This window comes from Vibrio sp. 2-1-2a, assembly GCF_032648565.1.
GTDB lineage: Bacteria > Pseudomonadota > Gammaproteobacteria > Enterobacterales > Vibrionaceae > Vibrio > Vibrio diabolicus.
In genome coordinates this window covers 217,711-240,932 of record NZ_WBOH01000003.1, presented here as the reverse complement: position 1 = coordinate 240,932, position 23,222 = coordinate 217,711, and the positions used below count along the sequence as shown (strand labels likewise).

The 23,222-nt window shown below is 43.3% G+C and carries 22 protein-coding genes; 13 read left to right on the top strand and 9 right to left on the bottom strand.

The window, feature by feature from the left end:
- Together F7Y48_RS09480 and F7Y48_RS09475 are read right to left on the bottom strand one after the other, a co-directional pair.
- Positions 1-789, bottom strand: a complete 789-nt coding sequence (locus tag F7Y48_RS09480; protein ID WP_109169948.1) for an EAL domain-containing protein — start codon at positions 787-789, stop codon at positions 1-3.
- Between the two features lie 186 nt (positions 790-975).
- Positions 976-1,608, bottom strand: a complete 633-nt coding sequence (locus F7Y48_RS09475; RefSeq protein ID WP_005395531.1) for a hypothetical protein — start codon at positions 1,606-1,608, stop codon at positions 976-978.
- A gap of 186 nt (positions 1,609-1,794) precedes the next feature.
- Here F7Y48_RS09475 and F7Y48_RS09470 point away from each other — a divergent pair, with 186 nt between their 5' ends.
- From F7Y48_RS09470 to F7Y48_RS09460, 3 genes are all read left to right on the top strand, one after another.
- Positions 1,795-2,037, top strand: a complete 243-nt coding sequence (locus tag F7Y48_RS09470) for a DUF2164 domain-containing protein (protein ID WP_005395529.1) — start codon at positions 1,795-1,797, stop codon at positions 2,035-2,037.
- Positions 2,038-2,211: 174 nt separating this feature from the next.
- A complete protein-coding gene (locus tag F7Y48_RS09465) occupies positions 2,212-2,751 on the top strand; it encodes a cytochrome b (protein WP_258505229.1) in 540 nt (179 codons plus the stop codon).
- The gene (locus tag F7Y48_RS09460; protein WP_005395526.1) at positions 2,748-3,317 is read left to right on the top strand and encodes a YceI family protein; all 570 of its coding nucleotides are present in this window, start codon (positions 2,748-2,750) and stop codon (positions 3,315-3,317) included. Before F7Y48_RS09465 ends, F7Y48_RS09460 begins: the two co-directional genes overlap by 4 nt.
- 138 nt (positions 3,318-3,455) lie before the next feature.
- Here F7Y48_RS09460 and focA read toward each other — a convergent pair whose 3' ends face one another.
- Entirely contained in the window at positions 3,456-4,907 is a 1,452-nt protein-coding gene (gene focA, locus F7Y48_RS09455; RefSeq protein WP_012842317.1) for a formate transporter FocA, read from the bottom strand.
- Positions 4,908-5,211: 304 nt separating this feature from the next.
- On the opposite strand from focA, the gene F7Y48_RS09450 reads away from it, so the two are divergent.
- Positions 5,212-6,117 carry a LysR substrate-binding domain-containing protein gene (locus F7Y48_RS09450; RefSeq protein WP_005395522.1) on the top strand — a complete coding sequence of 302 codons (906 nt, stop codon included), beginning with the start codon at positions 5,212-5,214 and terminating at the stop codon, positions 6,115-6,117.
- 433 nt (positions 6,118-6,550) lie between these two features.
- Positions 6,551-7,033 (top strand): DUF1097 domain-containing protein, encoded by a 483-nt coding sequence (locus tag F7Y48_RS09445; protein WP_005395520.1) that lies wholly within the window; start codon positions 6,551-6,553, stop codon positions 7,031-7,033.
- Positions 7,034-7,184: 151 nt separating this feature from the next.
- On the opposite strand, the gene F7Y48_RS09440 is transcribed toward F7Y48_RS09445, so the two are convergent.
- Complete coding sequence (locus tag F7Y48_RS09440; RefSeq protein ID WP_012842315.1) at positions 7,185-8,819, bottom strand: ATP-dependent endonuclease; 1,635 nt, start codon at positions 8,817-8,819, stop codon at positions 7,185-7,187.
- 271 nt (positions 8,820-9,090) lie between these two features.
- On the opposite strand from F7Y48_RS09440, the gene F7Y48_RS09435 reads away from it, so the two are divergent.
- The 3 genes from F7Y48_RS09435 (at position 9,091) to F7Y48_RS09425 (ending at position 12,941) form a co-directional block, all read left to right on the top strand.
- On the top strand, positions 9,091-10,827 hold the full coding sequence (locus F7Y48_RS09435; RefSeq protein ID WP_316683676.1) for a bifunctional UDP-sugar hydrolase/5'-nucleotidase: 1,737 nt from the start codon (positions 9,091-9,093) through the stop codon (positions 10,825-10,827).
- 624 nt (positions 10,828-11,451) lie between these two features.
- A complete protein-coding gene (locus F7Y48_RS09430) occupies positions 11,452-12,471 on the top strand; it encodes a TerC/Alx family metal homeostasis membrane protein (protein WP_316683675.1) in 1,020 nt (339 codons plus the stop codon).
- A gap of 278 nt (positions 12,472-12,749) precedes the next feature.
- Positions 12,750-12,941 carry a hypothetical protein gene (locus F7Y48_RS09425; protein ID WP_005376351.1) on the top strand — a complete coding sequence of 64 codons (192 nt, stop codon included), beginning with the start codon at positions 12,750-12,752 and terminating at the stop codon, positions 12,939-12,941.
- 191 nt (positions 12,942-13,132) lie between these two features.
- Here the strand turns inward: F7Y48_RS09425 and F7Y48_RS09420 are convergent, their stop codons facing one another.
- From F7Y48_RS09420 to F7Y48_RS09405, 4 genes are all read right to left on the bottom strand, one after another.
- Positions 13,133-13,690 (bottom strand): PhnA domain-containing protein, encoded by a 558-nt coding sequence (locus F7Y48_RS09420; protein ID WP_005395511.1) that lies wholly within the window; start codon positions 13,688-13,690, stop codon positions 13,133-13,135.
- 289 nt (positions 13,691-13,979) lie between these two features.
- Positions 13,980-14,189 (bottom strand): YgdI/YgdR family lipoprotein, encoded by a 210-nt coding sequence (locus F7Y48_RS09415; RefSeq protein WP_109169951.1) that lies wholly within the window; start codon positions 14,187-14,189, stop codon positions 13,980-13,982.
- A gap of 135 nt (positions 14,190-14,324) precedes the next feature.
- Entirely contained in the window at positions 14,325-16,733 is a 2,409-nt protein-coding gene (locus tag F7Y48_RS09410; RefSeq protein ID WP_258505221.1) for a VolA/Pla-1 family phospholipase, read from the bottom strand.
- A 20-nt stretch (positions 16,734-16,753) separates the two neighbouring features.
- Positions 16,754-17,998 carry an outer membrane protein transport protein gene (locus F7Y48_RS09405; RefSeq protein ID WP_005395507.1) on the bottom strand — a complete coding sequence of 415 codons (1,245 nt, stop codon included), beginning with the start codon at positions 17,996-17,998 and terminating at the stop codon, positions 16,754-16,756.
- A gap of 423 nt (positions 17,999-18,421) precedes the next feature.
- On the opposite strand from F7Y48_RS09405, the gene F7Y48_RS09400 reads away from it, so the two are divergent.
- A complete protein-coding gene (locus F7Y48_RS09400; RefSeq protein ID WP_257887997.1) occupies positions 18,422-19,450 on the top strand; it encodes a site-2 protease family protein in 1,029 nt (342 codons plus the stop codon).
- Positions 19,451-19,524: 74 nt separating this feature from the next.
- On the opposite strand, the gene F7Y48_RS09395 is transcribed toward F7Y48_RS09400, so the two are convergent.
- Positions 19,525-20,313 carry a M48 family metallopeptidase gene (locus F7Y48_RS09395; RefSeq protein WP_152814675.1) on the bottom strand — a complete coding sequence of 263 codons (789 nt, stop codon included), beginning with the start codon at positions 20,311-20,313 and terminating at the stop codon, positions 19,525-19,527.
- A gap of 203 nt (positions 20,314-20,516) precedes the next feature.
- Between F7Y48_RS09395 and F7Y48_RS09390 the strand changes: the two genes are divergently transcribed.
- The 4 genes from F7Y48_RS09390 (at position 20,517) to F7Y48_RS09375 (ending at position 23,218) form a co-directional block, all read left to right on the top strand.
- Positions 20,517-20,951: a hotdog fold thioesterase gene (locus tag F7Y48_RS09390; protein WP_012842307.1), complete on the top strand. Its 435-nt coding sequence runs from the start codon at positions 20,517-20,519 to the stop codon at positions 20,949-20,951.
- 6 nt (positions 20,952-20,957) lie between these two features.
- On the top strand, positions 20,958-21,191 hold the full coding sequence (locus F7Y48_RS09385; RefSeq protein WP_005395503.1) for a DUF3389 domain-containing protein: 234 nt from the start codon (positions 20,958-20,960) through the stop codon (positions 21,189-21,191).
- A 79-nt stretch (positions 21,192-21,270) separates the two neighbouring features.
- The gene (locus F7Y48_RS09380; RefSeq protein WP_301606863.1) at positions 21,271-22,980 is read left to right on the top strand and encodes an SgrR family transcriptional regulator; all 1,710 of its coding nucleotides are present in this window, start codon (positions 21,271-21,273) and stop codon (positions 22,978-22,980) included.
- Positions 22,964-23,218 (top strand): hypothetical protein, encoded by a 255-nt coding sequence (locus F7Y48_RS09375; RefSeq protein WP_164665623.1) that lies wholly within the window; start codon positions 22,964-22,966, stop codon positions 23,216-23,218. Before F7Y48_RS09380 ends, F7Y48_RS09375 begins: the two co-directional genes overlap by 17 nt.
- The last annotated feature ends 4 nt before the right edge of the window (positions 23,219-23,222 follow it).

Genomic DNA, 23,222 nt, shown 5'->3' with positions numbered 1-23,222 from the left:
TCAGGCTGTTTTTGCCTCTTCATAAACGTCTAACGTTTGCGGGATAGCGAGTAGGTATCCTTGATACATATCGAAACCGAGTTTTTTCATTAAGTTAAGTTGATGCTCGGTTTCAATTCCTTCGATAACGGTTTTAGAGCGCAACGTTCTTGCTAGTGATAATGCATCGACTAGAGCTTTCCAGTCACCATTTTCGTATCTCAGCATTAACGAGCGATCCATCTTTATTATGTCTGGACGAACGCCTTTCACTCGTTCAATTGTTGAGGCATTGACGCCATAATCGTCGATCGCCAATTTAAACTCGCCTTGGCTTAATTCACGAGCTGCTTGCGACAACGAGGACTCGTCTTCTACGTTCAACTCAAGCAACTCCATGACGATTTGTTCATTTACTAAATGAGATTGATAAATGGTTTGTTTTAGCAGCCTATTGTACGTGATGTCTCTGGCTAGTATTTTTGCTGCTTCTGGTAATACATTAAGAAACAGTTGTTTATTGTGAAAGTGAGATTGGGCAAAGTTTTTGATATGAATTAGGCGACTTAAGCGTTCGACATTGAGTAGGTCTTGAGCGGCAATGGTTTTTGATTGGAAAAACTGATCTGGCCTGATCATGGTGCCATTAGCATTGGTAATTCTTACTAGTGCCTCAAGGCCAACGATAGAAATATCTTTTTTATATATAGGTTGAAAGACACTTCGAAGAGTGAGCTTTGCGTATTTCGCAATATATTGCCCGTCGGCTTGTTTGCGGATGCAACTAAGGAGTTGCGAGGTGCTCATCATTGTTACAACAACCTAAATCAATGCTTCTACATCAGCGCTATCGTGCTAATTTTTTATTTCATTGGCAGTGAATCTAAGTGGGCTCATGAACTCAAGCAAGAACGATGGTAAGAGATGATTAGATTTGTCGAGTGATATCAAACAAATTGATGAAATGACTGACAATCTTCCTATTGCAATTTGATGTTACCATTGTAGTACTGCATACAGTTGTAAGTATTTTCTGACCAACTGTTGTTTGTTCGAGCGACGTAAAGGATGACCAAACTTAATGTAACAAGGACTGATGCCAAATCGAGTGTCTAACGATTGCGTGAGCTGCGATTCGCTGGTGTACAGCGTGATGCCTTGCTCCGTGTATTCGTTGATCTGATCGGGCAGTTCACCCATCCACCAATGAAGCAACTCTCGGCTCGTTTTGCTGCGACTGATCCAATGATCACAAACTAAAAAGAGTAGATCATTCGGTTGCAGCGCATAACCATATTCGCTTTGCCATTCCGTAATTGATGAGAGTAAGTTCTCTCGACAAGATTTTCCCGCACTGACCATATGGTGGCTCAGGACCCAAACCGTACCTATTTCGGATGAAATACGATAGTGATGAGGCAGATCCGGCGTATTTAAAACTTCAATTGGTTTTACCACGCTGTTGTATCCGAAGTGACGGAAAGTGTGTTCCATTCGTCTTGAAAACGCGAGACCAAGATGATGCTCACTCATGCCTTGGTTATGTACCGCAGGGTAATGCTTTTCACACAGCTTAAGACAGTCGTCTTGAAAATCATTAACACTTTGAATCACTAGGTCGAGTAGCAAAGAATATCCCTTAATAATTAACAAAACGAACTGCAAAAGGTTAGCATAGTCTTTTGAGAATAGACTAATTTACTTCGGCAACTTCTTGATCTAAACACCAAATTTCTCACAAATGATCGCGCCTACTCTTTAAGAGAGCAAGACGATAGAAGCACACATAGAACAAAATTCTGAAAAAGGGCAAAGATGATAAAGTTAGAACGTGCGCAAAAAGAAACGCTGGCAACTGCCATTCAAGATTATATGCAGGACGAACTAGATGTTGAGATTGGCCAGTTCGATAGTGAATTTCTTATTGATTTCATTACAGAAAAACTAGGGCCAATTTATTACAACAAGGGGGTGGAAGATGCAAAATCTCTGGTTGAACGTAGAATGTTAGAAGTGTCCGAAGAGCTGTATGAGATAGAACAAGAAGTTAAGCTGTAAGTTTCAGTTTTATAAACGATTTAAAGTTCCTTCAAAAAATTCGAACAACTTGATAGATACGGTGCCATTGGCTGGATGTAAATGATGGTAAATAATCTGTTTCATATAACGTAAATAGGTTAATGTAGTGTTTCTTGCTCAACATTAACTTAGGAATATATCTAGGAACTTGAGATGGATACACTGGTAAAGAATTACAACCTTACTGCACGCGTGATGCACTGGTTATCTGCGCTGTGCATTATTGGTCTATTTGCAGTGGGTTTGTGGATGGTCGACCTTAGCTATTACAGCGAATGGTATCGAACTGCGCCACATTACCATCGCTCTGTCGGTATTTTACTCGCTATTTTAACTTTGGCACGCATTGTATGGAAACATGTTACGGCGTCACCAAAGGTAGAAGGCAAACCTTACGAAGTGCTTGCTGCTAAAGTGGCGCATGGTGCTATGTACCTACTATTGGTCACCATCTTTGTTTCAGGTTACCTCATTTCAACGTCTGATGGACGCGGTATCGAAGTGTTTAATTGGTTTACCGTGCCAGGAGCGGGAGAGTTATTCCCAGGACAATCAGACATAGCGGGTGAAATTCACTTCTACGCAGCTTGGGCCGTCATCCTGATAGCAGGTTTGCACGCTATTGCTGCGCTAAAACACCACTTTATCGATAAAGACAACACATTAAGAAAAATGTTAGGAGCTTCAAAATGAAAAAGTCACTCTTCGCTACAGGATTAGCTATCGCTATGGCACTACCATTTGGTGCGCAAGCTGCAGATTATGTCATCGATACCAAAGGTGCTCACGCTTCAATTAACTTTAAAGTTAGTCACTTGGGTTACAGCTTCATCAAAGGTCGTTTCAATACATTTTCTGGTGACTTTTCTTTTGATGAGAACAACATTGCTGATTCAAAAGTGAATGTTGTTGTTGATACAACTAGCTTAGACTCCAACCACGCTGAACGTGACAAGCACATTCGTAGTGGTGACTTCATTGATGCTGGCAAATACAGCGAAGCGACCTTTAAAAGCACAAAAGTGGTTGATAAAGGCAATGGCAAGCTAGATGTAACTGGTGATCTAACGCTACACGGTGTTACTAAGCCTATTACTATCGAAGCCGAATTTGTTGGCGCAGGTAGTGACCCATGGGGTGGTGAGCGCGCTGGCTTCGTTGGTAACACTCGCCTTGAGCTTGCTGACTTTGATATCCCAGTAATGGGTGCTTCAAGCTATGTTGATATGGAACTTCATATCGAAGGCGTTAAGAAGTAACGAACTTCTTTTAGATACAGTAAAAGCGCTCTTCAACGAAAGAGCGCTTTTTTATTACCTCAATCACAATCGACAACCTTGGCAAGCCAGTTAGTGCCAGCGATTGAAAGCCAACAGACGTTGCAAGCGTTTAATGAATTACGCTGTTTCTAACTCGTTTTTTTCTACTAGGTTTAAACGCTCACCAAAAATCGGGCGTAGTGCTTTTAATACTTCAGTACGAGTAACAACACCGACCATCTGGCCATTTTCAAGTACAGGAAGTACTTGTGGCTTGCTCACTTTGATGCTTTTTGCGCGTTCTTCTAAAGATAAAGACGTCATGCGAGTGGCGATGCCCATGCTGCTCGTTGGGTACAACTGCTCTTTATCGATACATAGGAACTCGACAACATCAACGAGACGATCACCAGCATCAATTGCGACCACATCGCGGCTCATGATGTCGACGACTTTTTGGTCTTTCACCGGAATGTAGTCCTCACACCATAGCTCTACCATCACATCGTGAGCAGAGAAGAAGCCAACCAATCGATTTTGTACGTCTACAACAGGTGCGCTAGTTACGTTGTTATCAAGTAGCACATCCAGTGCGATTGCTATCGGTGTTTCTGCACTGATGGTAACTGGTTTTGGGTTCATAATGTCTTTAACAAAAGATGCGTTTTTCATGGTGAAATCCTTAACTGACGAGAGTGTTGTAGTCGTTGTGATAGAAGAGATATTCGCTGCTTTTAGTTCTGGTCGGCGAAAAATACACCAGTTTGCAAGACCAACTAAAACCGCTCCGCCGACGATATTGCCAAGCGTGACAGGAATTAAGTTAGCGGTAATAAAGTGCCCAATATTTAAGTCTGCGTACTGTGAAGCGGGCACACCGACGGAGGCCCAAAAAGACTCAGGTGCAAAGTTCGCGATAACAATGCCAAGTGGAACCATAAACATGTTCGCGACACAGTGTTCAAAGCCACTGCTGACAAACATGGCCACAGGCATGATTGTCATTGCTGCTTTTGTCATTGCATTTGCAGAGCTAAACGTTAACCAAATCGCGAGGCAAACCAATAGGTTACAAAGGATACCGAGCGCAAACGCCTGAATGAGAGTGTGATGAAGCTTGTGCTGCGCGATGTTAAGCGCATTTAACCCCCATTGACCGCTATCCATTTGATAAAGACCAGCTGCAGTAACTAGCGCAAGTAGGAACATCGCACCAATGAAGTTGCCAACGTAAACCTTGCCCCAAATAGAAAGCATTTTTCCGAACGAGATTTGCTTATTGGCCCATGAGATACTGGAAAGAACTGAGCTGGTAAATAGTTCACCACCGCAGATCACGATGAGGATCAAGCCCATACTAAATGCTAATCCGCCAGCAAGACGGCTTAAGCCCCAACCAGCGCCAGCGCTGCCAGTCGTCACCGTGATGTAAAACAAGAACGCCAATCCAATGAACGCGCCCGCCATGATGGCAAGACTCAGTGTCATACTGCTGGTTTTGTTTGCTTTACTTAACGCAAATTTTTCCGCTTCAGCCATCATTTCTTTTGGAGAAAAGTACTGGTGATTTTGAGAGCTGGTCACCGCCATATTGACTCCTTAATTTGTAATCGCATAAAAATTCCTTGGTTATTAACTCAAAAATGAAATTGTTGTTTTTATTTAGAAGCCTCAATGACTTCAGTCTCAAAGTCATTGAGGCTTGCGGTGTTCCCGAACCGCACAGTCAGAATAAGGAGAAGGGTTTGGTAGGTAAAATTGATAATATTTAGAAACCTCATCAAATTAATTGATAACTTTATGCGGCTAGGTAAAATGAACTCTATTGCTTATTGGGGCATGTTTTTAACGATTGTGAGGGTATGAAAAATACTCACCAATAATGGAGGACACTTTGCGCTACTCACTTAAGCAATTAGCGGTTTTTGACGCAGTTGCAGATACCGGCAGTGTAAGCCAGGCCGCAGAGAAACTGGCTTTGACACAATCAGCGACAAGTATGTCGCTTGCGCAATTAGAAAAAATGCTTGGCAGGCCTTTATTTGAAAGGCAGGGCAAGCAAATGGCGTTAACCCATTGGGGTATGTGGTTACGACCAAAAGCAAAACGCTTATTACAAGACGCACTGCAGATTGAAATGGGCTTTTATGAGCAACATTTGTTAAGCGGTGAGATTCGCATGGGCGCGAGTCAAACTCCGGCAGAGCATCTGGTTCCAGACCTTATCAGTATCATTGATAATGACTTTCCAGAAATGCGTATTTCCCTTGGTGTGCAGAGTACAAAAGGGGTTATTGATGGCGTATTAGATTATAAATATGACTTAGGGATCATCGAGGGGCGTTGTGACGATAACCGTTTGCACCAAGAAGTCTGGTGCCGAGACCATCTTACTGTTGTCGCTGCTTCTCATCATCCTTTTGCTCGCAATCAATCTGTAAGCCTCGCGCAGTTAGAACAAGCGAAGTGGGTGTTGAGAGAGCATGGCTCTGGCACACGAAAAACATTTGATAGCTCTATTCATCATCTAATTGAAGATTTGGATGTGTGGCGAGAGTACGAGCACGTTCCGGTGTTACGCAGCTTAGTTGCTAACGGCCAGTACCTTACTTGTTTACCGTATTTAGATGTAGAGCGATATATAGAAGCGGGTCATCTTGTTGCGTTAAATGTGCCCGAGCTAAAAATGGAAAGGACACTGTCATTTATATGGCGAGCTGATATGGCAGAAAACCCACTAGTCGACTGCATTAAACGAGAAGGTCTGCGAATGATGAAAGGTAAGCCTTCGGTATTGTAAGTTACCACTCAAATAAGCTCTAGAAGTACAGCAATGCCACTCGCTTAATTGGGAGTGGCATATTTCTATGTACAGTATACTGAACTTCGAAGAATAAACGTGATTCAGGAGCTTTTATGCACTCACTTGGTGAACCATGACTCTGCACGCCGATATTAGCTTCCAGTCTCGTTAAAGCTTGCTGGAGTGACCTATTGGAGCTATCCAACACACATCCTTTTTACCGAGTATTAGAAATACTCATTCCCTAAATCTGTTGATTTATCGGTTGCGTCAAACTTTTAGTGCAAGTCATGAAATTGTTATAATCTTATTGTGATCATTATCACCGATAAACAAGGCTGATGTATCTAACATGTGTCCTTGATTTCAATGTATGAAGGCAGTTATTGAGCCATATTGGTACGATAATAGCCAAGCAGGTACGACTACCATGACGACACTTTTAGCTATCTCTATCACTACTGGAATTTTATCTGGCGTATGGGGTTGGATCGCCATTTCTTTAGGTTTGCTTTCTTGGGCTGGTTTTTTAGGTTGCACGAGCTACTTTGCTGCGCCAACTAGCGGATTGAAAGGACTTGGTATCAGCTTAATCACTAATATGACGGGTGTATTCTGGGCAATGGTAATTATCCACGGTTCAACTTACGTTGGTTTGGAAATTATCGGTTATGTGATTACCGCTATTGTGGCATTTTTCATGTGTATTCAAGCGAAACAGGCTTGGCTCGCGTACATTCCAGGCACTTTTATTGGTTCCTGCGCAACATTTGCCGCTGATGGAAACTGGCAACTTGTCATTCCATCTTTGCTGCTAGGTGGTGTGTTTGGTTATCTAATGAAAGCGACTGGACTTTGGTTGCATACGAAATCAAGCACTACTTCTTCTACGCTTGCTGAGCAAGCACAGTAGTGAACCCCCGATCTTATTTGTATCCACTGTGTATTGAGTTTTATCCCTATCAATACCTTTAATCAAAATTAATGATGTTTGATACAAGCACACCAATTTGGTGTGCTTTTTTTGTATTACAAGGCAAGGTGTGAGTGTGAAATATTCTAACTCATGTATTGCCGTTTGCCATGGTGACAACGCGCTTAAGTGTCCAACGCAGAAGTACAGGAATGCACTCCATACCTCTCTCTTCACAGTGGGAGACAATGGCCAAAGCTAAGTCCGGTTTTGCATGCTTTTTCAAAACACGGTTTACTACTTTTTTAGCTGGGATAGGGTGATCATGAGGAACTTTGATGATGTCCTTAAAGAAAAGTTCAAACCCATGATTATATAGAAAATGTTCGATATCTCGATCAGGTAACTCTGTAAGTCTATGCCTTTCCTGATCATGATCGAGTTGCGCTCTCACGGCATGCGCGTACTTTTTACCTGCCGGGTCACCATCGGTAACAACATGCCAGTCGATACCGAACTCTTTTGCTACTTTGATCAGTGACTTCAGTCCTGACTGTGCAAATTCAACGATTTGAACTCCTTCCGCCGCTAAGTCATATCCACATTGACGAGCCAGTTCATGAAATAACCAAACTTCAGTTTCGCCCTCTACGAGTAACCAACACCGTGCAAACAACGCCCCTGAGCGATGAAAACGAATGTGGAAACCAATTCGGCGTAACTCATCTCTACCAAACTTGGCAGAGTTTAAGCTCTTGGCAATGGTTCGGTCTGACAAGCGAATCAAACGTCGGATTGAATAAAGTGGAACCGAGCCAAGTAACGTACCGCTGTTGGTAGTTAAAATCTTTTGCATTGGCAACAACTGCAATAATGACCACGCTCTAGCGAGATGAGTCGGATGTAGTCGGCCTTCCGGGTCTTCGATGATCAGTATCGGTCTTGCGCAGCGTCTTAAATCGGTAGGGCCTTTTGCTTGAAGGTAAGCATTGAGAAGCCCCATTAAAAGCAAGCGGCTTTGTTTGTCATTTGTTTCCTTAAGGAATTGACTTAATCCTTTATCAGAGGAAGGGCTCGTATAAAAAAGACCATCACGAGGTTTTCGTGGGTTACCTTTGCTGACGCTGCGGAACGCAAAATAGTGTTCGACAAGTGTTTGCATTGAATCGAGACTACTGCGAATCTCACCCTTGTTTACGTGCCCAGGCATCGCCAATAGCCGTCGACAGGTGTTATTGATTCGTTTTTCAATCCGAGCATTTTTGCTGTCGCCGTTGACGTGGTTTAGATCTGGGAAGCGTCGGGAGTCTCGTAGGCGGATAACAGGGTGAAGAGTCATCAACTCTACGGCGAGTTTCTCAGAGTGGTGCAGTTTCTTCGGCTTACCGTTATGATCCAAAAACGCGTATTCAGTTTTAATATCATACTCGTCGCGAGACGCACTAATTCGATAGTAAATGACCTGCTCACCATCTTCGTTTGTGCACCATGCAGGTTTTATCCGTCGATAACGCCCAGCTTTTACTTCGTTCTTGTCTTGTGCTTTAAAGCAAACAATGATCTGCAAGTGTTGGGTTTGTGGATGAGAAATTGAGTAATCAACGTGAAAATCTTTTAGTTCGAATTGATATAATGAGCCATTAGCAGGTAGCGCGATAGAAAGGGCATCGAGCAATGATGATTTGCCCCACGTGTTCTCACCGATGAGCGTAGTGAGTTCGTCAAAAGAGAGTGAAAGGCGTTTGATGCCTCTAAACCCGGAGATTTCGATGCGTTCTAGTCTCATCTCAATCCTCCTTGCAATTATTTGAATTATAGAGAGTTATTTTGCTACTCCTAAGCATATATTAATTCGAAATATTGGAGTTAAGCTCAGTTCACAAAATTACGAGAGCCCCTTAATGAATAGAGACCGCAACAAGCGACGCTTGCTTTCAAAAGTAGTGTAGATAGCATCGTGATCACTTAAACATGAAATCAAAAAATCACAGTTTCATAAAATTCATGATTCTGTCATGATTCACTTCTTATTATTATAAGGAATGAAAAGAGAGAAGATGAATAACAATCATAAGCCAGTGAGAATCAAACTGGCACACATCAATGACACACATTCCTACTTTGAGCCAACGTCATTACAGTTAAAGCTTAAGATCAACAATGAACTCACGCTAGAGCCATACGTGAGTGCTGGCGGGTTTTCTCGCATCGCAACCCGAGTAGAGCAGCTACGAGAGGACGCTCAGCGTCAAGGGCATGGGATGTTATTTCTCCATGCTGGTGACTGTTTCCAAGGCACACTTTATTTTTCATTATTTAAAGGTAAAGCCAACGCCGATTTGTTGAATGCGTTAAAGATTGATGCGATGGCGTTAGGCAACCATGAACTGGATATGGGTAATGAACCTGTTGCCTTATTCTGTCAACGCACTCAGTTTCCATTGCTTGCTGGTAACTGGGATCTATCAAATGAATCGCTTCAAAAGCCTCACCGAGTCAGCGATAGCAACAATGTGTATAGCTATCAAACGGAGACACAAAGCGCACAATACATCGTCAAAGAGTTTCATGGTGAGCAGGTTGCGATTTTCGGATTATCCATTGATAAAATGAGCGATATCGCGAACCCAGATGTAGATACGCCATTTAAGTCTGCAATTGAAACCGCTAAGGCGACCGTAAAACAAATTCACTCCTCTGGTATTAAAAATATCATCCTTCTGAGCCACTTAGGTTATGAAGGTGATTTAGAGTTGGCTGAACAAGTTGAGGGGATTGGTATAATTGTTGGTGGACATAGCCACCGACTGCAAGGCGATTTCTCATCAATAGGTTTAGGGCAAGATGACCCTTATGGTGTCAAAGTAAAAGATACCTACGTTGTGCAAGCGGGCTTTCATGCTTTGACCATGGGGCACTGCGTCATTGAATTTGATGAAAACGGCAAAGCAACCATGCTGAGTGGTCAAAATGAACTGTTACTTGGCCGACGTATTTTTTGGGACTCGACACTAAATCAACAGCTTGACCAAGGCGTATTCGAAACCGCGTGTGACTTTATCCATGGCCAACCTAATGTGGTGGTCTGTAAGAAACACCCGGAGACTCAATCGATCCTAAGTGATAAATACATCCCTCGGGTAAGACAGTTACAGTCACAAGTCATTGCTAGTATTGACACCAAAAAGCGTCATGTGCGAATCCCAGATGAGTTTGGTGAGAGCGAGCTGGCTTCTTCTGTTGCGCGTTCATTTTTGTACAGCCTAAATAAACGCGGGCATGAGGTTCAATTTGCGATTCATAATGCGGGTGGCGTGCGAACATCATTGAATCCTGGCAATATCACAGTGGCAGATATTGCCGGACGGTTGTTGCCTTTTGCCGTTCCGATCGGCTTTTACGACGTAAAAGGCAGTGCTATTCGCCGAGCACTTGAAGGCGCCATAAACAATGCACTCAACAATGATGTGGAAGGTACTGGCTCTGGCAGTTATCCATACACTTACAATTTAAACTTTGAGTACCGAGCTGATGCCCCTAAAGGTGAAAGAATTCAGTCATTAGCAATTTTTGATGGTCAACAATGGGTCGACGTTCAAGACGACACCTGGTATCGAGGCACTTCCTCCGCTTATACCATGAAAGGGAAAGAAGGTTACGATGCGCTACTGGAGATGAAAGGCGAGGGGCGTGTAACCAACTTATCCATGGCAGACTGTTTTATTGAACTTCTGACCGATGAGCCAAACTGCTTGAATCAAAGTCACAAACTTTATACACAGCAACACAGGTAGTAGATATTGGTATCGATTTTGCTGTCTTTCAATTGCTACATGCGATGATGAGGGTGGCAGTATGTGGAATAAAGATTGGACAGATACGGCAGTGGTGGTTGCTTGGGTCGCAATTTGGTCAACGTTAGTTTACTTTGTACCTTTGAGCGGTTTTTGAATTGCTAATAACACGGAAGTTAGGAAAGGAGCAGTTATGCTCCTTTTTTTGTGTCTATGCTCTCAGAGACATCGCTCCGACTCTTAAATGTATCACCTTGAGTCACTTGCTGATCTTTACATCTAACAAAAGTTCACGAGGTTGAACCAATTCCTTTGTTTTTATATTTCTTTCTGATTTTTAATAAGAATTTTATTTCGATTGGACAAAGTTTTTTTGTTGGAAAGCGTGACATTCGGCGTTATCATTGCGGCGTTTGGGGAGTAGTTAGCGCAAGTTTACTTATCGTCATCTCGTTAAGCATCAGCTTATCCGGTAAGTAAAGGTGTTGCGTGATTCATCCACGCCGACACTTCAACGAGACCAACGCATTCATTGACTGGCAGCACATGATTACTATGTGACTGCTTGTTGTTATTGTCTGCGGAAGGTCACCAAACTCATGTCCTTCCGCCATGGGAGGAAGCATGTCTCTTATCGAAAGTACCACCCAATTGAGCCAATCGGCACCACTTCAAGAATCATTATCGATGTATGGTGCTTTTGGCCTTTTTACGCTTGTTCTTGTTACGCTTGATATCTATCAAACGCGTGGTGGCGTTATAACGATGAAAAAAGCCATCCTTTGGAGTGTTTTCTGGTTCTTACTTGCCTTTGTTTTTGCAGGTTCTATCTATTTATTCTGGGACTTTTACGCACCGCACAGCACTTATACGAACGATAAAGCAACGGTTTCATTCTTAACAGGCTACTTACTAGAGAAGTCGCTAAGCGTGGATAACTTGTTTGTGTTTGCCATCATCTTTACACAATACAGTGTGCCGGAGCATTTGCGTCCGCGAGCGCTGCTTTGGGGCGTGATTGGTGCGTTAGTTCTACGGGCTATCATGATTGCGGTTGGTGCTCAGTTACTTGCGCAGTACCACTGGGTATTGTACCTCTTTGCCGCATTCCTTATTTGGACAGGTATTAAGCTTGCTCGCGACAAAGGTGAAGCAGAAGAGGTTAACCCATATCCTGAGCAGTTTATTCGCAAAATATTGCCAGTTACAGATGATTACCAAGGAAATCACTTAATCTTAAAGCAAGCTGGTAAGTGGGTGGCAACACCAATGCTGATCGTAGTCGGTGTAATTGCTGTGATGGACGTAATGTTTGCACTGGATTCTATACCAGCCATATTCGCGGTAACACGAGAGCCATTTTTAGTCTTAGCCGCGAACGTGTTTGCACTGTTGGGTTTGCGATCTTTGTACTTTGTTCTGCAAGCGATGTTAGATAAGTTTGTGTACTTAAAACCAGCATTATCGGTGATCATGATGTTTATCGGTGTAAAGATGTTATTGGTAGGAACAGAGTATGAGATTCCGACAACGTGGTCACTCACATTCTTAATCGTTGTGATGACATCAGCGGTTGTGGCATCGCTCCTCAAAAATAAGTCGAGCCGTCGCTCTAGCGTTAAAATTACTAATCAAAAAATATAAGTAAAGCGCTAAAAATAAAATAAATAACGAAACTTAATGTTAAAAATATGTTGTTAGTCGAGATGACTTTATGCAGGTAACGTTAAGTTATTCAACATAATTAGACAGTTTGTGACTATTTATGCTGTTATTATTCATTTGTATTTTTGATGTTTGTAATGGGCTTGTTTTATTAGATAATCTAATTCGAATAGGTAAAATTTGTCATTTCTTAAACAATAAGAAACTGACTAATATACAACCAACAAAACAGACTACTGCTTTAAAGAGAGGCAATCATGGCACAAGCAATGCAAATGACAAATGTAGCTTTACCAACCTCTATGGATAAGAAAACCTACGCGGTTAACTTCAAAGGACTGATTGCTCACTTACTAGACATTCTATTCGTAGATAATACTGCACCACGCAGTTACTATGCGGAAGATTTGTCAGCTCACATTCAAAAAGATATCGGTATGTACCGTTAATCTTGAAATAATGAATGAAAATACCGGCCTATAAGCCGGTATTTTTTTAGCTGCTCAAACGTGAATAACGGAGCTAGAACTCTATACAGAGTCAATACCGGAGTAGAGGAGCTTATTCCAAATTGGTGTTCATTAGAAATGAAAACGGGGCACTAATAGTGCCCCGTTTTGACTTGTAGAGTAATACGATATTACTTCTTACGGCAGTATTCTGCGATCACGTACATTGACTGACCGCCATTTGCCTTGCCCGAAACTAGTTTCGGATCATCACCAAGGCTGATACCACGGATCACTGTGCCTTGTTTGATTACTTGGTTAGTGCCTTTAACTGGTAGGTCTTTGATTACCGTTACATCGTCACCTTTCTTAAGTTCAGTGCCGTTGCAATCCAGCGTTTTGTCATCATCAGACATACCCTTCATCGCCCAGTTCATTTGCTCTTCTTCCATGTACATCATGTCAAGAGCATCTTGAGCCCAGCTTTCAGAGTTTAGGCGAGTGAGTTGGCGCCATGCTGTCACTTGTACTGCAGGAACCTGGCTCCACATGCTTTCGTTTAGACAACGCCAGTGGTTAATGTCTTTTGGCTCATCGATCTCACCCAGACACTTATCACAAACCATGATAGCAGTATCAACGGTCACGTTACCGTGAGGTGGGACAGCGTATGCTGTTAGTTGAGATTCAGAAGAACACAGTTCACATTTTGACTCGCAGCGCGCAAGCAGAGTAGCTTCAATAGACATAAGGACTCACCTTAGTAATGTTATTTTGTGGCGGTATTATCCACTTTATCCTGAGAAATAAAAGGGTGTTAGCGAATTAAAGCCGAGATTTTACAATATTCCAACCTGATTAGGGTGAAGATGTAAAATATTCGCTAAACAAATAATACCTGTATATAAGAAAATGCACTGATTGCTTTGGGTGATGAATTGGTTGCTTCATTTCTTGAGGAAGTTAGAGGTTCGTTGGGAGTATTAACTGCGCTCAGAAGTATGGGTAGAGCCCTCTAAATACATAGAGGGCATGTTGCTAGCGTTCAATAATCTGCACAATTTGATCTTTTGAAATGCTCATTTCTTTCCCATCCATGTCTTCATACTCGTACATACCCGTTTCTTCGTTAAGGTCTGGTTTACCGTAAGAAGTAATAATTTTTCCTTCATTTGTCGACATAAGATATTGGCTACTTCCGCATGCAGCAAGAAGTAAAGCAGTGACCATTATAGTGAATATGCGCATAGAGTTTTCCTTTCAAACAAGTAAGTTAGGTACGACACCGATTTAACTATAGCAAAGGATATACGGGACGGTTTTTTATGATAGAGAACGAAAAAGCCCAGTCGAAACTGGGCTTTGGTAAGAGAGGTGATATGATTACTTCAGAACGGAAGTATTAGTCACACCCGTTAAAGTGTCATCCATTAAGAAGTCTGTGTTTTCCATTTGCATCTCAACGTGATGGTCAATATCAGAAAGTGTGCCATTTGGAGAAACAAACGTAATGTGCGATGCAGTAGCGTTATACTGCACAAAGCTTGCCATTGGAGACACTGCTGTATTAGCACTGTTTACGGTCGTTAAACCTAGCTTAGCTGCTAGAGGCTCAGTCCCGGCAAACGGTGCATTTGGAACGCTGTTTGGTACATTGCCATCGCCATCAACCTCGGTCATCAGGAATGGTGTTGTTAGTGAACCAGAAGCAACTAAATCTGACGCGTTTGTGAACGGGTCTACGGTATCTAGCGTGGTTTGTGCCGCGTAGATAAACTGGGAGAAGCCAGCTTCTAGTGTTGCTAACTGAGTTTCTGTTGCTGCGGCCTCAAAAGCTTCGTAACACGTTTTATCTTCCAATTGTGTACATGACGCATCTGCATAACTCGCGTAGTCTGCAGACGCAGCATATGCTAAGTTATGCCTGATCTGAGCGCCATAGGCTTCTGAACCTAGTAACAAATTGCCGATTTGGCCACCAGAGTTCTGTACAGAAGCAGAGCTAAATGTGTAAAGTGCATCTGCGTTGGGGCTACCTAGCGTGTTATTTGCTGCTGCCACGGCAGATGTAGCCACAATACCGCCAAGTGAATGACCTAACATTTTGACTTTAGAACCCGTCATTGGGTTAAAGCCTTGCAGAGGCCCTTCTGCCAACAGACCACCTTGCGCCGATACCACTAAGCTCGCGCGTAAACCCAATACATCCAGTACACTTTGGCGTAGGTTATCACGAGCGATTGCCAAGTTAGAAAGATTTAGATACGCCAAGATATTAGAATTAGCTGAACGTTGCTCATCTAAGCTACGTGTGCCGTGAATAGGTAAGTCGATAGCAATAACAGCCACACCTGCTTTCACCATATTAAACGCGAAGGCATATGAATCCTCTTTTGCAGAAGTGATGCCGTGTTGATAAATCACAACGTCGGTCGCGACACCAGATTTAGGTGTGAAGACAAGTACTTCGACATCTTCTACCGATTTAACGACTGGAACTGGGGAGTAGCGAGTCACAATACGTTCACTGTCGAGTTGGGTACCATCGCTTAATGTGAGTTTAGCACCCACCAGTTTTAGCTGCTCTGTAGGATCGGTTGCAAGCTTTGTCACGTCAACAGGGTTATTTGCGAAAACGCCAGTTGATAGCTGCTGAACCATGTTCGCTTGCTCGTTCGGATCCGCCAGTGCTGCACTTAGCTTCGCTAGGCTTGGCATCGCAGATACCATTGGCTGCATGTTCCAGTTTGCCCCTTTTTCTAGATAATGAGGCAGTCTGACCACACCTTGAGTCACATTTACATCGGCACCTGACTTCGCATAAAGGCCTTTAATTGCCGTTTTTGCCGCGTCTAGGTCACTAACGTACTTACTAAAGTCATCGTCAGAGTCTAGCGCAGTGCTAAAGTCTTGGGTTGCACCAAGTGTCATTGTGTAGGCTGTTGATAAATCTACTGAACCTTCGTTCGCATCGTTTTTGTAAACGGCGTTTAGTGTATTTGCACCTGTTGAGAAACCGGTTGCGGTTACACCTTTAACCGCCGCCAAAGTATCACCTACAGACTGAGTGCTGAACCATGAGGAGTAAACGATGTCGTCAGGGTTAACTTGAGCTAGACCAAAAATGCCTTCCACCGCTTGTGTCACCGCTTGAATAGAAGCAAGAGCACCAGTTTCATAAACGATTTCTTTAGATTTACCTGTCGCGTAACTGGCTGATGTACCGATTGGCTCACCATTCACGTCAGTGACATCTTGTGTTACTGCAAAAATGTACTCGCTTGACTCATCAAGCGCATCCATGAACTGGATATATAGAGAGTTGCCTTTTGCTTGAACAACGTAGTCTTGGTTCTGAACGAGAACTTCTTCGATTGGGTTAGACTTACCATCCCACTCGGTCAAACGTTGATTAATCTTGATGACTTTAATACCAGACGGCAGCATACCCGTTACAAAACCATCGCCTTTAAAGTTCAGAACGATTGGCATAGACGTTGACCATCCATCCATCGTATTCATCGAGGCTCTTGGGTTGGTTAAGGCATCATCACCTTCAGTTGGCAGACCAAGCGTGCCATCTGTTGTGTCCATTAATAGGTAAGAGGGCGCAGGTACATCCGCATTCGCACCTTGAAGCGTAAAGCTGATAGATGTTCCACGGTCGAGCAGTGCTTGGACTTCATCTTCAAATTGAACTTTGTCGGAAGTACCAGAGCTTGATGTATTATCACCACAACCAGCAAGAAGGATTGCAGAACAAAGCATTGATAATTTAAACGTGTGTTTCATTGGTTTACTCCGTAATCCCATTATTTGAAGGTGTAGTTCATCTGTACCGCGCTGATGTAAGCAGTACCTTCAGAGTCGAACTTGATCTCTTCATCCTGAGCGTTCGTCTCGGTGAAAGAGCCTGATTTACTCTTAACAAGTGCAAAGCCTGCATCGAAAGTTAAATTCTCATTCATTGCGTAAGTCAGGCCCGCGCTGTACCAAAAACGGTCACTGTCAGGGATGCTCAATGTGGCTTCACCTGCTTGTTCGTCGTATGCAAAGCCTGCACGGAATGTCCAATCCGCATTGAGGGTGTAAGTTGCACCAATAGAATAACGGTTGTTGTCTTCGTATTTCTCTGGTTTGTAGAAACATTGACCAGCAGTTCCATCATTACATTGAGGACTCGTCGCTTTCAGTTCTTTAAATGTGCTCCAATCGGTCTGTTGCCAGCCGTAATGTACTGCCCATTGTTCATTCAGTTGATGGAAAGCCGATAATTCGATAATTGAAGGGAGAGAGATTTTTAAACGGCCATCCACTTTTGGTGATGGAGCTCGGCCTGAGTCGTAACTACTAAACTCACCGTCGTCAAAATCTAGATCAACTTTAGAACGGTAACCAAAGCCAAAACGGTTGTTTTCATTTAGCTCGTACAAAGCGCCAATATTCCAACCCCAAGCAAAAGTTTCGCCTTCCATGCCGACAAGGTTATCGGACTTATTACCACCTAAAATACCGGCGAGTGCGCCTTTATGACGAGTCAGCTCCGCTTCCGCGTACACTAGGTTGATACCGCCACCGACACTGAAAGACTCATTGATACGGTAAGCGACATTAGGGTTGATGTTTACTGAAAGTAGGGAAGTGTCACCCGCCATGTCACCCGCAGAAATATCATCTGGATAATCAGTAGCAACACCGTATGTTGTGAACATACCGATACCCCAAGCCCAGTTATCGTTGATAGGGCTGATGTAATAACCCGCTGGCACGACTTGTAAAGGGGCAACATCTTTCGCATGTTCTTTGTTAACTGTGTCATACACATCGACTTCAGGATCGATGATAGATAACGCGCCCGAGAATTGAGCTTCTTTGAAAAGCGTCATCGCTGCTGGGTTTCGTGCAAGAACGCTGGCATTGTCTGCGACCGCTCCTTCACCTGAAAATGCTCGACCAAGACCAGATGCTGAATGCTCAGCTACCTGGAAGCCCGCTGAATGGGCATTACACGCAAACAATATCGAAATTGTAAGCAGAGAGCAGTGCTTCTTGTTCATCCTTGACCCTCCTAGGGTGTCATAGTGTTGGACCGAAGTCCTTGTAATTGTTGTGTGATACTTACACCAGTTGTTAATACGTGAAATACAACCGTGATGTAAATGTAATGTTAATTGTATGTTTAATAACTTGTCAAAGTTTGAGCGTATTTTGCGTTTTAAATATGATGCATAGGTCAAACGGTGATTCGTAAGGGCATGTATTATCGTTATATTTTTTAAGAGAATGGTACGACCAGAATTGTTTTACGGGCTTTATGGTTAAATGGCATTCAAACCAAGAGATAGCGGGCTTTGCCGTTTCTGTACTTAGCAGGCATAATTCGCGCCTCGCTTTGTTGTTATTCAATAGACGCAATAGGAATCGTGTTGGAATTACTGAATATTGAATTTTTAGGTCGTTCGTTAAGGCTCGAAGGATCGATGGCTGGTTGGCAGCAGTTATATTGGGATAACACCTTGGTGTCCCAAATAGATGCCAGTGATAATGTTGCAGACACTTGTCTTCACCAGTTTAGACTCTCTGCAGGGGAGGAAGTCCTGGTATGCGATTTGGAGTGTTCATTAACATGGCAACCGTTTGAATTGAGTTACAAGGTCACAATTAACGATGAGCTTATTAGCGAAGGTTGCCGAAATGAAAAAGACATCGAACGCCAAGTACCAGAAGTTGAGCCGCCAACGGAAAAGCGTTTAAGTGTGATAGGGCTAGTATCGCTTGGAATGAAAGCACTCAAGAGTGCGAAAGTAATCAAAGTGGCGCTAGCATCTGCAAGTCTTGCTGCATATTCTTGGCTATTTTCTATCGAGTTCGCGTTAGCTTTGATCGCCTGTTTAGTTTTCCATGAGTATGGCCATATCAGAGCGATGAAGTACTTTGGAATGAAGACCAAGGGCATCTATTTGATTCCATTTCTTGGCGGTTTAGCGCTGAGTGATGAAAAGATCAACACACGCTGGCAAGATGTGGTTATCTCGATTATGGGACCATTTTTTGGTTTAGTTCTTAGCATCGCGTTTACTTTGCTTTATTGGATGACTGGAGAGGTGCTCTTCGCTGGCCTAGCAGTGTTTAACGCGTTACTAAACCTGTTTAATCTGTTGCCTATTCTGCCACTAGATGGTGGTCATGTACTCAAAAGCATTACCTTCTCAATGAACACTTGGGTTGGATTAGTCGGCAGTATAGCTGCTGCCTTATTGGGTATTTTTATCAGCTATTCTTTCGGGCTGACGTTGCTAGGGTTTTTATTGTTAATGGGGATGCTAGAAGTGGTCATGGAATGGAGAGGTCGACATCATAGTCATTTATTGCCGTTAACCCGTTACGGACAACTCTTCTCACTTGCTTGGTACTTGGTTTCTGTCGGTGGTTTTGTCGCTATCATTTGGTATTTTGCTACCCTTGGAGATAGCCTGTTGAGCTTGCCACTACAGATACTGGGTACTTAAACTATTCCTTATACCCATTAAAAAAAGCTCCCTAGGGAGCTTTTTTGCGAATAATAGCCGCTTTTAGCAGAAGTTTAGCCACATTTTGGCGCTTTCGCCTTATACGCAGGCAACTTATTTATGGTTGCTTGTAAATCTTTAATACGCGTACTGTGCGATGGGTGAGTTGAGAAGAATTCAGGCGGTTGAGAACCACCTGATGCAGCACTCATATTTTTCCATAAATCGACACTTTGACGTGGGTCGAAGCCTGCTTTTGCCATAAACTCAAGCCCGACAATATCAGCCTCGGATTCCTGTGTACGACCGTATGGCAAAATAACACCGTATTGGACACCGACACCAAGTGCCGCCATCGTCATTTGCTGATACTGTTTGTACTCGGAAGCTCCTATAGCAACGTTTGCCAGAGACAATCCCGCATTTGCTAACTGGCTTTGTGAAAGGCGTTCATTACTGTGGTCAGCAAGGACGTGAGCCACTTCGTGACCAATGACTGTTGCCAACTGATCTTGGTTTTTCGCGACACCTAAAAGCCCTGTGTAAACGCCGATCTTCCCACCAGGTAGAGCAAACGCATTGACTTGTTCACTATCAAAAACAACCACCTCCCAATCTTTAAATCCAGCTTGCGCAGGGATGGTGTCAGTGATGTGTTTGGCAACGCATTGTACATAGGCATTCGTTTTGCGATCTTTGCTGATTGGGATATCTTTCTTCATTTGTTCGAAAGATTTGGCGCCAAGCGATGACATTTCTTGATCTGAAAACATCAGGATCTGGTTACGGCCGGTCGGTGATGCGCTACATGCCGTTAAGCCCGCGATAGTTAAAAGAGCAGAGGCTTTCATCCATACCTTCATAATAGGCTCCATCTAAATTATTTTTGTTTTGAAGCAATAGTATATACCCAAATAGTAACATGATGCATGGATCAAATTATTCATCAACTGGCAAAGAGGCCAAGATGTTACACCTTGAAGTTAGACCTAAGTAAAGTCTATGCTAGCTCTCTAATAAATCGTAACAATCCGACAAACCAATTTGTGAAATTAAGAGTAAAACAATGAGTATATGGAAAAAGCCCGTTAGCATAGAGATTCTGAATGCTACATCAAAAAATACCCTGATCGAGCACCTACAAATTGAATACACAGATTTCACGGATGACTCCCTTACAGCAACTATGCCCGTATGCAGCTTTACTCATCAACCTTTAGGAATGCTTCACGGTGGTGCATCAGTCGTGCTCGCAGAAACATTAGGCTCTTTAGCTGCAAACTTCTCTGTCGATGAGGGGAGTTACTGTGTCGGTTTGGATATCAACGCGAACCATGTACGTGCAATGCGAAGTGGTCATGTGATTGGTACGGCAAAACCCGTACACCTTGGCGTTTCAACACAAGTGTGGCAAATCGACATAACTGATGAACGAGGCCGATTAGTGTGTACCAGTCGCTTAACTATCGCAGTGAAGCAACATAAAACGAAGTCGGTATAAAGCAAGATGGTGATTGAGTTTTCATTAGGAAAAATCATTGCTACCCAGCGTGAAATCGTGATTAAGCTCTCCGGCAGTGCAATGGTAACCTTACAAGCGCAAACCGATTCTATCCAGTTACTGGGTAGAGGAGCGAACGTTGTTTTATCTCATGGTGCAGAGTGTAAATGGTCTATCAAGCTGGATAATGAGGAACAACTTGCCGATCTTGCACGAGAAATTGGCATCGATATTCAATAATTTACTGCGTGACGTTTGCACTTTTTGATAAAAATGAGGAAACTTAGCTTATCAACAATAAGATAAGAATTTCCTCTTTATGAGTAGCCCTCGTTTACGTGTTCAGTTCGAAACACTGTTTGAAAAATTCGCCGGTCACGATACGGACGTTCAGCTAGAAGACATTACCGAAGCGCTGTTTTGTACACGTCGCAATGCCCGTATTGTTCTCAATAAATTAGAAGAGGAGGGCTGGATTGAGTGGCATCCAGCGGCGGGTCGAGGAAAACTCTCAAAACTCGTTTTCAAACGTAATCGTAGCGATGTCAGTGAAAACCTCGCCAGACGTTATCTTGACGAAGGGAAAATTGGCCAGGCTCTAGATGCGCTTGATAACGACGCGGCTCGATTAACGCAGGTTATTCAGGGTTATTTAGGGCTTCAGCATCGGCAGGGCGAACAGGTGGTACGTTTGCCATATTATCGACCATTGGCGATGTTAAACCCACAGAAACCGATGCGGCGTTCAGAACAGCACATCGCCAGACAAATTTTTAGCGGGCTAACTCGCCTTGATGAAAATGAACAACTTCAGCCAGATTTAGCCCACACATGGGAAGCCATTTCTGATACGCACTGGCGTTTTTATCTTCGTCGTGGGGTGCGTTTTCATAATGGTGAACCGTTAACAACCAGTTGTGTACTTGAAAGTGTGCTCGCACTAAGTAGCCTGAACCTGTTTTCTCACATAAAAAAGGTATCTTCACCACAGGAATGGACCGTCGATATTGAACTTGTTCGTCCTGATCGCTACCTGCCTTTGGCGCTGAGTGAGTCGCAAGCAAAAATTTTGCTACCAAGCGCTTTACGTTCAGAAAACTTCGATAGACAACCGATTGGGACAGGGCCGTTCCAAGTTAAAATGAATGATGATAAGCGTCTCATTTTGACTGCTTTTGATGGCTACTTTGGCTTTCGTCCCTTGCTGGACCAAGTAGAGGTGTGGGTAATTGATGAAGCGTACTCTTCAATGGTCTATCCAAGCTTGTCTAAGCCAAAGATGGATAAACAAGGTTCATCTGATGAAGTCGAGCTGGACCCTGGCTGTACATTCCTATTACTAAACAAAAACACCGGGATTGCAAAAGATCCACGCTGGGCAGAATTTCTATCACAAACTCTCAACAGTCACCAGATTTACGCGCATGTTCCTCAAGATAAAGTGATGGAACTGGGAGTGTTGCAAGCTTTTGGCCTTAAGCCAGGTTGGATTGACCTTAGGCCAGCAGAGGCGGGCAGCGTGCCGCAGGCTGATAAGGTGATTTCTGTAGCGTATCAGAAAAAGCATCCGATGTTTCCAGTAGTTGCCAAGGCCATCAAGACACTCTTAAAACCGCATGGTATAGAGGTCGAGTTTATTCGTTATGATTCTCAACCGCCCGCACCTGAGGAAGTGGATATTTGGGTGAAAGCCATGGGCATCGCAACGAACCGAAATGACGCGTTAGCGGGCTGGCTTCTGGATTACAGTGATATTGAGAAATTCAGTTCTGGTTACGATTTTAGCGATTGGGCTAAGCTCGTTGATCAGTGGCGTGCTGGTGTTTATCCAGACTTCCCTGCACGTGAGTTAGGACGTCAGTTGGTAAAAAGTTGTCAGGTGATTCCGATGTTTCACTGCTGGTTGGGTGTCAATAAAGACCACAGCGGTGCCTTACAAAATGCAAAGTGTAATGCCTTAGGTTGGTTTGACTTTAATAACGTATGGGTAAAACCTGATATAGAAAATAATCATGGCGAAACCGAATAAGAAACAGCCGACGAAAACCGTCGATATCTATTGCTCAAAGTGTAAAACTCAACTATTCAAGTACCGTAAAGGCGGAAAAGGCGCACTGGTCAAATGCTTCAAAGAGCGCATTGTTGACGATTTAACACAAACCCCATGCATCTGCCCCAGTTGCGGGCAAGAGTTTGCAAGAGACACCCTAGTGAGAGGAACGCCCGCTTACAAAATGATTGGCGGTAAAGTGACGATGAAAAAATGAAGGG